This is a genomic window from Dehalobacter restrictus DSM 9455, from assembly GCF_000512895.1.
GTDB classification, from domain to species: domain Bacteria; phylum Bacillota; class Desulfitobacteriia; order Desulfitobacteriales; family Syntrophobotulaceae; genus Dehalobacter; species Dehalobacter restrictus.
Genome location: NZ_CP007033.1, coordinates 2,424,254 through 2,437,521, shown reverse-complemented (window position 1 = coordinate 2,437,521; position 13,268 = coordinate 2,424,254). Strand labels below are relative to the sequence as shown.

The 13,268-nt window shown below is 43.8% G+C and carries 15 protein-coding genes and 1 riboswitch; of the genes, 12 read left to right on the top strand and 3 right to left on the bottom strand.

Annotation, left to right across the window (positions count from 1 at the left end; translation table 11 throughout):
* Positions 1 to 141: 141 nt before the first annotated feature.
* Positions 142 to 615 (bottom strand): hypothetical protein, encoded by a 474-nt coding sequence (locus tag DEHRE_RS11700; protein WP_025206090.1) that lies wholly within the window; start codon positions 613 to 615, stop codon positions 142 to 144.
* Between the two features lie 200 nt (positions 616 to 815).
* Complete coding sequence (locus DEHRE_RS11695) at positions 816 to 1,703, bottom strand: FRG domain-containing protein (protein WP_025206089.1); 888 nt, start codon at positions 1,701 to 1,703, stop codon at positions 816 to 818.
* A 396-nt stretch (positions 1,704 to 2,099) separates the two neighbouring features.
* On the opposite strand from DEHRE_RS11695, the gene DEHRE_RS11690 reads away from it, so the two are divergent.
* The 4 genes from DEHRE_RS11690 to DEHRE_RS11675 all read left to right on the top strand — a co-directional run bounded on the left by DEHRE_RS11690 (position 2,100) and on the right by DEHRE_RS11675 (position 4,996).
* The gene (locus tag DEHRE_RS11690; protein WP_242836953.1) at positions 2,100 to 3,143 is read left to right on the top strand and encodes a saccharopine dehydrogenase family protein; all 1,044 of its coding nucleotides are present in this window, start codon (positions 2,100 to 2,102) and stop codon (positions 3,141 to 3,143) included.
* A gap of 164 nt (positions 3,144 to 3,307) precedes the next feature.
* Entirely contained in the window at positions 3,308 to 3,592 is a 285-nt protein-coding gene (locus DEHRE_RS11685) for a hypothetical protein (protein ID WP_019226043.1), read from the top strand.
* Entirely contained in the window at positions 3,593 to 4,384 is a 792-nt protein-coding gene (locus DEHRE_RS11680) for a lipid II flippase Amj family protein (protein ID WP_025206087.1), read from the top strand.
* 171 nt (positions 4,385 to 4,555) lie between these two features.
* Complete coding sequence (locus tag DEHRE_RS11675) at positions 4,556 to 4,996, top strand: CoA-binding protein (protein ID WP_083221840.1); 441 nt, start codon at positions 4,556 to 4,558, stop codon at positions 4,994 to 4,996.
* A 60-nt stretch (positions 4,997 to 5,056) separates the two neighbouring features.
* Here the strand turns inward: DEHRE_RS11675 and DEHRE_RS11670 are convergent, their stop codons facing one another.
* Positions 5,057 to 6,118 (bottom strand): HD-GYP domain-containing protein, encoded by a 1,062-nt coding sequence (locus DEHRE_RS11670; protein WP_019226046.1) that lies wholly within the window; start codon positions 6,116 to 6,118, stop codon positions 5,057 to 5,059.
* Positions 6,119 to 6,213: 95 nt separating this feature from the next.
* A riboswitch (cyclic di-GMP riboswitch) is annotated at positions 6,214 to 6,299 on the bottom strand.
* Positions 6,300 to 6,630: 331 nt separating this feature from the next.
* Here DEHRE_RS11670 and tnpA point away from each other — a divergent pair.
* From tnpA to DEHRE_RS11630, 8 genes are all read left to right on the top strand, one after another.
* Complete coding sequence (gene tnpA / locus DEHRE_RS14180; protein ID WP_019226926.1) at positions 6,631 to 6,963, top strand: IS66 family insertion sequence element accessory protein TnpA; 333 nt, start codon at positions 6,631 to 6,633, stop codon at positions 6,961 to 6,963.
* Positions 6,957 to 7,313: an IS66 family insertion sequence element accessory protein TnpB gene (gene tnpB, locus DEHRE_RS11660; RefSeq protein WP_019226927.1), complete on the top strand. Its 357-nt coding sequence runs from the start codon at positions 6,957 to 6,959 to the stop codon at positions 7,311 to 7,313. The genes tnpA and tnpB overlap by 7 nt, the downstream gene beginning before the upstream one ends.
* 84 nt (positions 7,314 to 7,397) lie before the next feature.
* Positions 7,398 to 8,999 carry an IS66 family transposase gene (gene tnpC, locus DEHRE_RS11655; protein ID WP_242836908.1) on the top strand — a complete coding sequence of 534 codons (1,602 nt, stop codon included), beginning with the start codon at positions 7,398 to 7,400 and terminating at the stop codon, positions 8,997 to 8,999.
* A gap of 190 nt (positions 9,000 to 9,189) precedes the next feature.
* The gene (locus DEHRE_RS11650) at positions 9,190 to 9,768 is read left to right on the top strand and encodes a DUF3795 domain-containing protein (RefSeq protein WP_025206086.1); all 579 of its coding nucleotides are present in this window, start codon (positions 9,190 to 9,192) and stop codon (positions 9,766 to 9,768) included.
* A gap of 63 nt (positions 9,769 to 9,831) precedes the next feature.
* A complete protein-coding gene (locus tag DEHRE_RS11645; RefSeq protein WP_025206085.1) occupies positions 9,832 to 10,701 on the top strand; it encodes a pentapeptide repeat-containing protein in 870 nt (289 codons plus the stop codon).
* Between the two features lies 1 nt (position 10,702).
* Complete coding sequence (locus DEHRE_RS11640) at positions 10,703 to 11,221, top strand: DNA-deoxyinosine glycosylase (RefSeq protein ID WP_025206084.1); 519 nt, start codon at positions 10,703 to 10,705, stop codon at positions 11,219 to 11,221.
* Positions 11,222 to 11,278: 57 nt separating this feature from the next.
* Complete coding sequence (locus DEHRE_RS11635) at positions 11,279 to 12,031, top strand: SGNH/GDSL hydrolase family protein (protein ID WP_025206083.1); 753 nt, start codon at positions 11,279 to 11,281, stop codon at positions 12,029 to 12,031.
* An 89-nt stretch (positions 12,032 to 12,120) separates the two neighbouring features.
* Positions 12,121 to 13,260 (top strand): glycoside hydrolase family 113, encoded by a 1,140-nt coding sequence (locus tag DEHRE_RS11630; protein ID WP_025206082.1) that lies wholly within the window; start codon positions 12,121 to 12,123, stop codon positions 13,258 to 13,260.
* Positions 13,261 to 13,268 lie beyond the last annotated feature (8 nt).

Below are 13,268 nucleotides of genomic sequence, written 5' to 3'. Positions count from 1 at the left end.
AAAGACACAGCATTCTTGCGGCTGATCAACAAATGGCTGTAACCTTGGGAGAATACATAATTTCCTGAGGTTTTCTTTTGGGACAAAGCCATTGCCTAACACTGTGTTTTAGCGACACTTTGCCAATATGAGCTAAGAAGTTTATCTTTGAGAATTTGGTTTATTATTAAATTCATAGTATTTAGCTATGATTAACGAACTTAATACACCAAGAACAATGAAGTTAATAAGTGCCATTAATGTCGAACTAATCTCACTCCGCATCCAAGGTGCTATGTTTACCAGTGTTTGCATTATTCCAGTATTACCAATATAAAAAAGTGAGGATACGCCTAAACCTTTAATTAAATAATAGTCTTTGCCAGTTAATCTGATAACAATAGTAACAATAACACCTAATCCAGACCCAAGAAGAAACTGAACGATGTAACCTATTAGAATTCCAGCTGGGGTATAGAGAACGTCAGTGTTTAGTAAAATGTTTCCAGCTACTACCCAAGGCGGCGTAAATTGAATACCAGATAAAAGAAGTATCCAGTCCATTAAAGTCATGACAATTGCTGCAATTATTCCACTGATTGTTCCGATAGTGATAGTATCATTATATTTTTTCAAAGTAGTACCTCTCTTCTAACAGAATGATACAAATATAGTCTGTTCAGAAAAAGAGAATTTTATCAATTAACTAATTAAGTTAAGCCCTATAGACTTTACGTATGAATAAAATGTTTTTAGTATAAGAAGAGTCGCCCTCCATTAGCGACTTCTCAATCTGGGGGCGAACAATCTGGGTCATTTTTAAAACTTTTAATATCTTACATCGGAATAATGGAATTGGTGATAGAAGGCAACTGACCTTCCTCTTGGACTTCAAGGTTAATTTGGCGGGTAACCTCAGTGATATCCGGATAGAGGGTAAAGCGTGTCACACCATAATGCTCAAGTTGAGAAGTGATCAATGGAATTTTGTTGGCAGCGACACAGATCTCAAGGAGATAGTCCGAAGCGTCTGAGAAGAGATTCAATGGGATAATCTCTTTATCATGGGGGAATACAGTAAAAACCCCTTTTTGAGCGACAATGTGTGGATTGTTCAAGGGGCCGATGACAGCGGCAGGCTTCTTACTGGCAAGGATTTCAGCATTCGGCCCAAAGTAGAGATCAACGATCTTTTCATCTACATTGGGAATATAGCCAGCTTTAACAAAGCTATGAAATGAGAATGCTTCATTGAGCAGAACGGGATTTAGAATCCAAACTGCAGCATCTTTGCCAACATCGTTAGCACCCCGACCATCCAATGCAAAGAAAAGGGCAGTAAGCGCATCTCGGCTCCAATCCAATAGTCGGGTTGGTACTCCGTAATGTTGCATCATAAAGAGCCAGTGCCAATAAGCTGCCGGACCATTCGGAATGGGAAAAGAGGGCAGCTCCTGTACGAAAGGAATAGCATAAGATTTGAACTTAGATAGATAGATAATTTCCATTTGGGGATTGCGCCCTCTTCGTGTGATGCTGGGTTCTAAATTGAATGCGTTTTGGTTTGCCGGTTGGTTTTGACCACGGTACCATAATTCACATCTACCCCCCGCAGGGCAGATCTTTTGGAATGCATAATCTACAGCTCTTAAATAATCTTCAACACTTCCAATCCGAGTCACACAACGAGTAACTGGACTTGATTGTTGTATTTCAGTAGACATTTCCCCACCTCCTTTATAAGTTATGAAAAGTAGGACAGGGAAGTGCGTGTATGGAGTTGTCATTTGAGTGAATGTGTAAATCTACCGACTTCCGATGACAGCCGGTTCCCGCTACTTGGAGGATGATATTAATACAGCAAAGAAGAAAATAATGGAAGATAGTGTAAGCTTAGGATACAATAGGGGTATCATCCCTTTTCATTATCATAGATGCCGCTGAAAGCGACGTAAGGATGAGTTAGGTGACAGACCATGCGAGATTTGTAAGGGACTAGTTTTTGGAGTTTTCACTTAAAAGTGAAAGTACTGGCCAAAAGAAAGGAAGAGAAAATGATGTCTAAAATTCTTATCCTAGGTGGGACAGGTCAAACTGGTAGATTGATATCGCGTCATTTATTGGAGTATTCCGAAGCTACCGTTACAATTGGGACACGATACCCCGACAAGGCGCAGGTATTTGTTGATGAGCTGAATCAACAGTACCCCGGTTTACGTGCATCGGCTGTTTATGCAAACGCATCAGAAGCGGAATCCTTACGAACAGCGTTTAAAGACCAGTCTATCGTTGTGGTCGCAGCCCCCACGACTGCCTATACCGAAATCGTGGCCCAGGCTGCGCTTCAGGCTGGAATTGATTATCTCGATGTGCAGCTTGGCTCTAAGAAATTTGCTTATTTGCAGTCCCTTGCTACAGAAATCAAAAGCGCTGGAAGAACTTTTATCACGGAGGCCGGGTTTCATCCTGGGCTCCCTTCCGCACTGGTTCGTTACGTGGCCACCCATATGGACTCGATTGAAAGCGCCATAACAGCTGGCTATCTTAATATGGGGAAAGATCTTCCTTATACCGAAGCAGTTGACGAATTGGTTGAGTGTTTCAAGGAATATCAGGCTCAGGTCTATAAGAATGGACAATGGACGAAAAAAAGCTCGTATGAAATACGTAAAATAGATTTTGGGAGCGACATCGGATTGAAACGGTGCTATTCGATGTTCTTTGAGGAATTGCAGCCGCTGCCGGAGTTGTACCCCTCGCTCAAGAATCTTGGCTTTTATATATCGGAGTCACACTGGGTGACAGACTGGGTAACGATGTCAATCGTCTGGATGTGGCTAAAGATCATGCCAAACGCTGTCAGATCCATTGGTAAGCTTTTATGGTGGAGCATGGGCACTTTTCACAAACCGCCATATCGGGTTGAACTTCTGGTTAGGGCATCTGGATCTAAGGATGGACAGATGATTCAACCCCACGTCAGCGTTTCTCATCCCGATGGTTACGAATTAACAGCTATCCCTGTTGTTGCAACTTTATTGCAATACTTGGATGGCTCTGCCCGTAAGCCTGGACTTTGGATGATGGGGCACTTGGCTGAACCGAATCGTCTTCTAAAGGATATGGAAAAAATGGGTGTGAAGTGCATATCAAGCTTTTCCTAAACGGCAGCTGCTTATTTGAATGAGGTGGAGGGTTACTTAACAGATGTACAATCTGCATTGGACTTTACAAAAAATTGAGTCAAGATTGAGTCAAGAAGGAATTTGTCAAAATACCCAGAAATAACAATCATAGCCATGTAAATATTTATACAAGGAGTAATCACATGGAAAGATTAACAAAAGCATTAGAAAGCAATGGTCTTTTTATTGTGGACGATTTTCAAATACAGCATGATGCAAATGGTTATTCTGGGGAAGCCATTAATAAACTGGCAAAGTTCGAAAATTTTTATGATGATTTGATATTCAAACAAAGTGAAATCTCTATGGGATTAGAAAAGCTAAGATTTGAAGGCAAAACGAATTCAGTAAAATTCAAGCAACTGCTGACGAATAAAATGACCAATCATACAATATTAATTCTTTTGAAAACGTATGGATTGCAGTAAATGGAAAAGATGCTAATAGAATTAATGATTCTTACAGTTGTCATTCATATTGTCGATACCCTGGCCTACTCTGTACGCTTGAATTCCGTAAAGAGCGGACAGGTTGCTTTATCTTTTTCACTTTTCAACATGTTTGTTCTTGTTTCACGGACAGCCAACATGTTTCAGGGACCGTTAATTGCAAGCATTGTTGGTTTAAGTATAGCGCAAGGACTGAACCCGATCAGTGATTTGCGGTCGGTTATTTTTGCTGCGACAGCGGGGACCCTATTTGGAATCCTGCTCATACCTACATTTTTAAAGATATTTGAAGTTGCTGTCAAACGTTTAGAATTAGCCGGTTCTGTACCTTCCTTAGTTGTCGAGGCCCTGCAGGCAAATAATATCAAGCGAATTGTAAAAAGTGCTGTACGGCCTTCGAAGACAATGCTGGAAAGACTAAGGTATAGAGAGATACCCAAAAGGTTACTTGTTACCAATGTTTTGGTTACAGGTATATATACCATTGGGGTCCTTGCCGCTAATTACTCAGCTCTTCTGGTTCCGGAGCAAGCAGCACTAGCAGCAGCAGCTTCATCAGGAATCATTAATGGCATGGCAAGTATTCTACTCACTTTTTTTATCGACCCAAAATCGGCAATTATTACAGACCAGGCATTGAAAGGAATAAGGCCGTATGCTGATGTGAAAGCATTGGTCATTATGCTTATTGCTACAAAACTAATTGGCACATTATTGGGGCAAGTGCTGTTTTTGCCGGCCGCCCAGATTATTGCAAGCTTTTACATGTAGTGATGACGCCTGTTCATCATGAATATTAGCAAGGAAATAAGAGCCTGTTTATTAATGCGATAGGGAACTGAAAATAGTTTTCACAGAAAATAAATATTGGAAGAAGGAATTAGCCACATCACCAAGAAAGTAAACAATAATTTAATAAAGGGGGTCATTTTTTTGACGACAATGAGCTCAGTCAATGATTTTCTAGACCTGCGTACTTTAGCGGTGGTCGGGGTATCCAGATCCGAAAAGAAGTTCTCGCGTAGGCTGTATAGAACGTTAAAGAAGAGAGGGTATAATGTTTTTGCCGTAAATCCCAATATGGACAGTATTGACGGCGAGATCTGCTATGAGAACCTTCAGTCTTTACCGCAGAAAGCCGACGGCGCAGTGATCGTCGTCCCTCCTGACCAAACCAATAAGGTCGTTAGGGACGCGGTAGAAGCTGGAGTCAAGCATATCTGGATTCAGCAGGGGGCTGAATCTAAAGAGGCTATAGACTATTGTACGGAAAATCAGATAAACGTCATCCATGACCAATGCGTCCTAATGTTTGCAGAACCATCGTTTCCTCATTCATTCCACCGGTCCGTATTGAAGGTGTTTGGAAAACTTCCGAAATAATAGATTAGCCGGCTCAAAAAACATTTGAGCCGGCGTTTTTTTTCAAGAAATGGATCAGCTTCACTCGACAATGGAAACAATAAAGGTTGTAAGATCTTCGACAAGGTTATATTCCTTAGCCCGGACATGGGCCAACCCTTTGTCAGCGATTAATATCCTGATAATTGGGCGCATCGGCAAACTTTTATTCTGGTCAACCACAATCCCAACTTCACCTGTATTGAGCTTAACGGTACAGCCGGTCGGATAGGCTGCAACATGCTTTAAGAACGTTACAACCAACTGCTGGGAGAATAGTTTGTTTGCACATCCCATTACAATTTCACAGGCTTCATGCGGGACGATCCGGGAGTGGCCCGGGCCATCATTGACCAGATTATCATAGAAGTCGGCCAGCCCGACGATTTGAGCCAGGATATGGAGGTGCCGGCCGGACAGCTTCCGGGGATAGCCGTTTCCGTTCAACCATTCGTGATGCTGCAAAGCAATATGCGCACTCAATAAGTTCAATTCCGGTTTGTTCCGAAGTATTTCAAATCCATGTACAGTGTGCGTCTTATATAGGTCATTTTCCTTCGGAGTAAAGGCCTCACGTTTGGCGACAAGCTCTTTTGGCAGCTTGACAGTCCCGATATCGTGAAGCAAAGCCCCTACCGCCAGTGCCTCCAGGGTATCTTTATCCAGTCCCAAAGCTTTGCCCAAAATGGTCGCAAGGACACAAACACTGACTGAATGCGCATAAACTTGATTGTCATAGCTCCGCATATCTGTCAGGCTCAGAAATATCTTTTCTTGAAACAGGACGTCCCCGATGATGTTGTTTACTGTCTTTTTTACCTGAAAACCATTGAGATCTTTACCGATTCGTACCGCTTCCGCTGAATGTTCAATGGAGTTCATTGCCTCCCGCCTGTTTTCCTCGGAAATAACATCCTCAATAACGATATCCTTCGTTTCGTCATCGTCCACATAGACAATACTAATGCCCAGTTCTTTTAACCGGTCGATATATGGCTGGGTCAGCGTGATTCCTTTCCCAAGCAATGAACGGCCGTTATGCGAGAAAATGGTTCGTCCCAACACGTCTCCCTTTTGAAGCCGGTTTACACTTACCTGACGCAATTGTAATCTTCCTTTCCGATAAATCAGTGCTGGCTGAAGCAACAAAAAAATCACCAGCAGATTGCATGGCGACATTCAAAACAAACCTGAGCGGATTCGGTAGCCTGGCAGTCATCAGAATTATTCTGGAAGACCCATAGCTTTGCGTCCCTGGCTTTCACCAAGTTTGCCATTGTCGTTGCTCCTGTATCCCTATTCGATTGATATTTCGGTCACAGAACTATTGTAGCACATCCCTTTCAGGTTCTACAGGGGTTATTCGAAAAAATATTCTTTATTTTGGCGCCAAATGATCAATGTTTCTTGGTTTAGCAGAGGAATCCGCTTAAATTCGTATAACTAATTAATGATGTTTATACGCGTGTGGATCGGTACAATTCCCGTTAAATAGTAAGCGTAAACCATGTAGGCGGATTGTCATAGAATCAGCAGAATGAGAGAATATCCCAAAGAGTCTAAGTGTCACCAAAAGAGTCTAAGGTAGACATTTAGATAGAATGGGAGTGACTCAAATGGAGCAAAGCCTGCAAACCTTAAGCGTAAACCAACGGCTGGCCGAGTGGAGCGAGCGGATCTCATCCTGCCGGAACAGTGGAATAAGCATCAGGCAATGGTGCCTGGAAAACGGGATTGTCGAGAAAACATATTACTATTGGCAACGCCGAGTGTTTAAAGCATTGACCACGCATCAAGAGCCGTACTTTGCCAGAGTTCCCGTTGAACGCCGGAATGACTGTCTGGAAATAGCGGCAACAGTGCGCATCGGAAATGCCGAAGCCGACATTTACCCCAGCGCAGATGCATCAGCCATTGAAGCAATCTGCCGCGCGCTGAAGTCATGCTGAATGATTTCACCGGAGCCGACTGCATCTATATTGCCTGCGGATACACCGATCTTCGATGCGGGATTGACGGTCTATCTGGAATCGTCCAGCAGAAGTTTCGGCTGGATCCGTTTTCGAGCACCCTGTTTCTATTTTGCGGACGCCGATGTGACCGGATAAAAGCTCTGTATTGGGAAGGCAATGGGTTTGTTCTCCTGTACAAACGGCTTGAAAACGGAAGGTTTCAGTGGCCGCGTAGCCCCGCCGAAGCGCAGGCGCTTACCCCACAGCAGTACCGGTGGCTAATGGAAGGTTTAAGCGTAGAACAACCCAAAGCACACCGTCCGGCGTCAGGCCTCTGCATGGTTTAAGAAGGCTCAGAAAGGGTTCGAAAAGAATACTGGAAACCCTTGAAAACACTGGAAAAACTGGCTTTTTCATGGTATAATTTTGTTATGAAAGAGCTACAAAAAAATGAGATAAATAACGCCGAAATGGTCACCATTTCACGTGCGGAATATGAAGCACTTAAGGCACACAACACAGAGTTAAACAAACAGATTGAGTTGCTTCTGCAACAGATACGCCTGGGCCAAAAGAAACGCTTCGGATCTTCCTCCGAAAAAACGCAGGAAGCGGTCATGGAGCAACTGAGCCTTTTGTTTAACGAGGCAGAAGCGTATATTAAAATCGAGTCACCAGAGAAAACAAAAGTTGCTGCCCATACCCGCCAAAAGCGTTCCGGCAGCCTTGAGGAAATCCTGCCGGATAATGTCCCCGTTGAAGTCGTTGAGCATCGTCTTTCTGAGGAAGAACGGCTTTGTGCAGCCTGCGATACTGTCATGCAGGAAATCGGCAAGGAAGTCCGCCGCAGCCTTGTAATTGTTCCGCCACAGGTAAAAATCCGTGAAGACCGGTATTTCAGCTATGCCTGCCTGACCTGCAAAGCAGAGGCCTTGGAAACCCCCGTGTTGAAAACACGGAAAGATAAACCCGTCATCTCCGGAAGCTTTGCCTCCCCGGAAGCGATAGCTCACATCATGACCCAGAAATTCGTCATGTGTTCTCCCCTTTACCGACAGGAACAGGAGCTGAATCGAAGCGGTGTGATGCTATCCCGTCAGACGATGTCCAGCTGGATCTTAAGAGTAGCCGAGGACTGGTTGAAACCAGTGTATGAGGAGATGCACCGACGGCTCTTGCAGCACAGTGTTCTCTTCGCGGATGAGACCACCTTGCAAGTACTCAAAGAACCAGGCAAGAAGGCGCAAGCCAAAAGCTACATGTGGATGTACAGAACCGGCGGGGATACAGAGCACCCGCTCATACTTTATGAATACAAGCCGGATCGAAAAGCTGAAAACCCGAAGAAATTTTTGGAAGGATTCTCCGGATACCTGCATGCGGATGGTTATCAGGCTTATTACACGTTGCCGGAAAACATCACGGTAGTCGGTTGCTGGGCCCATGCTCGGCGTAAATTTGATGAGGCGGTCAATTCCTTGCCAAAATCCGAGCAAAAAGGATCTTCGGCAGTAATTGGGCAAGAGTATTGCAACAAGCTATTCTCGATTGAGGATAAGCTTAAATGTCTTACCCCTGAAGAACGATATACCCAGCGGCTGGAGTTGGAAAAACCGGTTCTGGATGCCTTCCTGACTTGGGCACAAACAAGAAACGCAGCTCCGAAGTCTGCCCTTGGAAAAGCCTTATATTATCTGCAACAGCAGTGGCCTCACTTGATAGAGTATCTGAAGGACGGCCGGCTGGAGCTCTCTAACAACCGAGCAGAACGGAGTATAAAACCTTTTGTCATGAGCCGAAAAAACTTTCTATTCGCAAATACGCCGAATGGTGCCCAGGGCAGTGCAATAATTTATAGCCTAATTGAAACCGCCAAGGAGAATGACCTTGATCCGTACAGGTATCTGGTATATGTCCTGAACACTGCTCCTAACATTGATCAAACACATCCAGACTGGGTGATTCCATTACTCCCGGCAAATGCTCCTGAGCATTGCCGAGTACCGTATGCTAAGAGCAAATGCGACGAATGATTTTTATATGACGCGAGCCTGCTGGTTACGGCGGGCTCTTTTTTACGCCGCTAGAGTTTACGCTTACGTTAAATAAGCCTATTCCGTATGCGTTAATAAGCAAGATCGTGAAGTACAGAGTTGCGGAGAACTGTTCTGCACGGGTTGAACTCTGATTTTTATCAAACATTGCTATCAGGAGATGTATGCAATGGTCAAATCAATGGTAAGTAAAGAATACAGGCGGAAATGCGCCGACTTTTCATTATGCGGATTGAATTGCTGTCTTTGTCCGCGTTTTCATACGGACGGTTCTTCAAAGTGCCCCGGCTGCGGGGGTCCGGACTTTTTTTTGAAGCATCCTTCCTGTGCCGTAATTACCTGTAATAAAAAGCATCAAAATGTTGAATACTGTTTTGAATGCAGTGTCTATCCATGTGAGAGGTATCAGGCTCCAAGCGAGGCCGATTCCTTTATATCCTATCAAAATGTATTGCAGGATCAGGCCAAGGCTAAAATAGACCTTCAAAATTATCTTGAAGAACTGACGGAAAAACACAAAATTTTAGGCGAACTAATCACGAATTACAACGACGGCAAATCAAAGGGATTTTATTGTCTGGCGGTCAACCTGCTGCCGCTTTCCGTCTTGAACAATATGATGGATAAGAACCATCATATGGATCAGACCAACTGCAAGGGCAGTGCTGAAGAAGCCGTCCGCTTGCTGAAAGCGGAAGCCGATCGCCTGAATATTCAACTGGTTCTTAGAAAGGTGAAAAAGGATTAGACAAGCTATTCAAGCATCATTTCTGGGGTAAATCAAAAGTTCTTAGTTTTGGAGGATCAAATATTGTCTGGAATTCGTGAACCAATAGACGTTTTTGCTGAGCAAAGATGCAGTCTGAGAGCTGACTGCGAGAACTGCTTCGGATTGTGCTGCACCGCGTTGTATTTTTCAGCTTCGGAAGGCTTTCCAAACGATAAAGAGCCGGGCCAGCCCTGTCGGAACCTGCAGGAAGACTTTCGCTGCTGTATCTATCAAGATCTTCAGGGATTGGGTCTGAAAGGCTGCATGGCATTTGACTGTTTTGGCGCAGGGCCAAAAGTATCCAGGCTCAGTTACGGTGGCAGAGACTGGCGGCGATCACCGGAATTCCGGGAGCAAATGTTTGAGGTTTTCCTTGTCATTCGGCAGCTTCAGGAGATGCTCTGGTATTTGACAGAAGCAGAGACATTACGCCCGGCTCGTTCAATTCATGAGGCGCTTCGTACCCTGCGGGAAGAGACGGAACGGCTGACACTGCTCAGCCCGTGCGAGGTTCTGAAAATGGATGTACCTTTATATCGTACCGAAGTAAATACCCTGCTGCTTCAAACAAGTGAACTGGTCCGTGTTTCTGTTTGTCAGGAGTGGAATATTCAGGCTGGGATTCGGAAGGCCTTTAAGCGCAGGAGCAGTCTGGTCGCTGCAGATCTCCGGGAAACGGACCTCAGAGGGGCTAACCTTAGAGGAGCCTGTCTGATTGCCGCAGACCTCAGCGGGACCGATCTGGGCGGAGCTGATTTGATCGGGGCGGATTTGCGCGATGCCGATCTCAGCGGTACTGATTTAAGCCAAAGCATTTTTCTGACCCAAGCCCAGCTGAATACGGCGAAGGGGGATAAGCGTACCAAGCTGCCGCCATCACTCTTTTATCCAAGACAATGGAGTTTGGACTGATATGGAAATGGAAATCATCTATTCATTTGAACCGATCATTAATCAGGAGTCCCGGGTATTGATCCTCGGCTCGATGCCGGGAGTGCAATCGTTGAGGGAGCAGAAATATTATGCCCATCCTTACAATCACTTTTGGCGGATTATGTATGCGCTTTTTGACAATGCCCGTGGATGGTCTAATGCCACGGATGCCATGGATGATTATGATAGTAGGAAACAATTTCTTTTGGACAGAAAAATTGCCCTTTGGGATGTCATTCGTAGCTGCTCCAGAGAAGGCAGCCTCGATACCAATATCGTCAATGAACAAACCAATGATTTTAAAAATTTATTTATTCGGTATCCACATCTGGAATTACTTGCATTTAATGGAGCAAAGGGCTTTAATATATATAAGAGGAAAATCCGTCTGGAGTCTGCTTCCATTGCCTATCTGCTATTGCCCTCGACCAGTCCGGCCAATACGATGAAATTTGAGGAAAAGCTGACACATTGGAAAGCAATTTTGAAATACTTATGAAATCTTGAAGTAATACCCATGAAGTTTTAAGCAAGTCGTTGTGAAAGGTGTGAATTGATGGATAACAATCAGCCTGAACTGAAAGATAATTATACATTTCTGATTGTAGGAGATTCCATTTCCAAAGGTGTGATCTATAACGAGGATCAGGGGAAATATTCGTTATTGGACAGAAACTATGTTTCTCTGGTCCAGAACAGCCTGAAAGGTATGGTTTATAATGCTGCGAAATTTGGTAATACCATAAAAAAAGGTATTGAACGCCTTAACCGGGATGTCTCCAAAACGTGTCCGGATATTGTACTGATCGAATTTGGAGGCAATGACTGTGATTTTGACTGGATGCAGATTGCGAGTGATCCAATGGCAGAGCATGAACCCAAAACGGATTTCAACGTTTTCGGGAAAATGCTTACAGATACCATTATTTCGCTTAAAAACAATAATATTATCCCGGTGTTGATGACGCTTCCCCCGCTTGACGCCGATCGGTATTTCAAGTGGATTAGCAAAAACAGTAATGAGATAGGAAAAAGTATATTAATTTGGCTGGGAAGCGTTACAAAGATATACTGGTGGCAGGAACGCTACAATTCTATGATTGTGAACATTGCAGAGGAAACCAGGACGAGATGGATCGATGTAAGAGGTGCTTTTTTGAAGACACCGGATTTTACTCAATTGCTTTGTATTGATGGGATCCATCCGAATGAAGACGGGCATAAGGTCATTGCCCAAAAGGTGACGGAATACCTCAGACAGAATTACAATTTTCTGCTCAAAGATTCTTCCGCGGACACCCTTTCTTAGTACAATTAGAAAGTATAAGTTTTTCATCCTTTACGCTTTTCATCATCTATTTATTTAACATGGTACTATTCCTAGGAAGGATCAGAATATTGAAGAATTTGCTGAATATGCTCAAAAGAAATAAGACCCCGCTGATTGTGTTAGGTGTCATTATTATGGTGTTGCTCATCATTAAACTGGTTCTGGTGGATATTGTCTATATTGGCCACCAATACGAAAAGAACAGGATTATTACCCCATGGGGGGAAAAGATAAAATCTGCAAACCTTTCTGTAGATTATACAATTGAACAGGCTCTAAGCGATATAGACAGTCTCGGGCTGAATACCCTGAATGTCCCTGTTCAAATTGATATTCCGTCGTTGACGGCCAGTACGATGAGTATCAATGCCGAAAGTGAAAAGAAAGCGGTCCGGCTGATTAAACGCTTAAAATATAAAGGAATTAACGTCATTCTGGAACCTTATCCGTATATTCAAAACGGTGAGAAATATGAGACGGATCTCAAGCCGGATAATATCAATCAATGGTTCTGGAACTGGAAACAGGTCGTCCTTGCCGAACTCATCCGTGATGTGGCTAAGCCGAATAAAGTCTACGCCCTGTGTATCGGTTCCAACTTTGATCAATTCGAGGATCAATGCGGTTATTGGACCGATGTCGCGGATTTTGTCAGGGCGGGATACCAGGGCAAAGTGACTTACCGGACAAACTGGTGGTATACAGCTGAATGGAATGCCGGGCAGAATTTGGCGTACGATACCTACATTACCAAATTAAATAATCCGCTTCTTGGAAAAGTGGATTTTATCTCTGTGGCAGCTTATTTTGAATTGACCGACCAGGAGACCAATACGGTAGATAACCTTGTAAGCTCGATCTATAAGACCCGGATTTTTGACCGAAACCAGAATATCTATGATGAATTAAAGCAGTTGTCTGCGAAATGGAACAAACCTGTATTCTTTGGTGAACTGGGTTTCCCAAAAAGAGACGGTGCTGCAGTTCATCCCTGGAATCCTTTGCCGTCAGAAATAATTAATAACCAGGAGCAGGCAAATTGCTTTCTGGCTTATCAGCAAGTGTTTGAAAAAGAAACCTGGCATCTTGGTTTTTCTGTTTTTGCTGTGGGCAAAGATGATGAAAACAAGAATTATTACCCGAGCGAGCAAAGCAAGCAGGCCATTAAAAGATGGTATGCCGAATACCAGCATACTGGCATACAATAGCCGAAAAG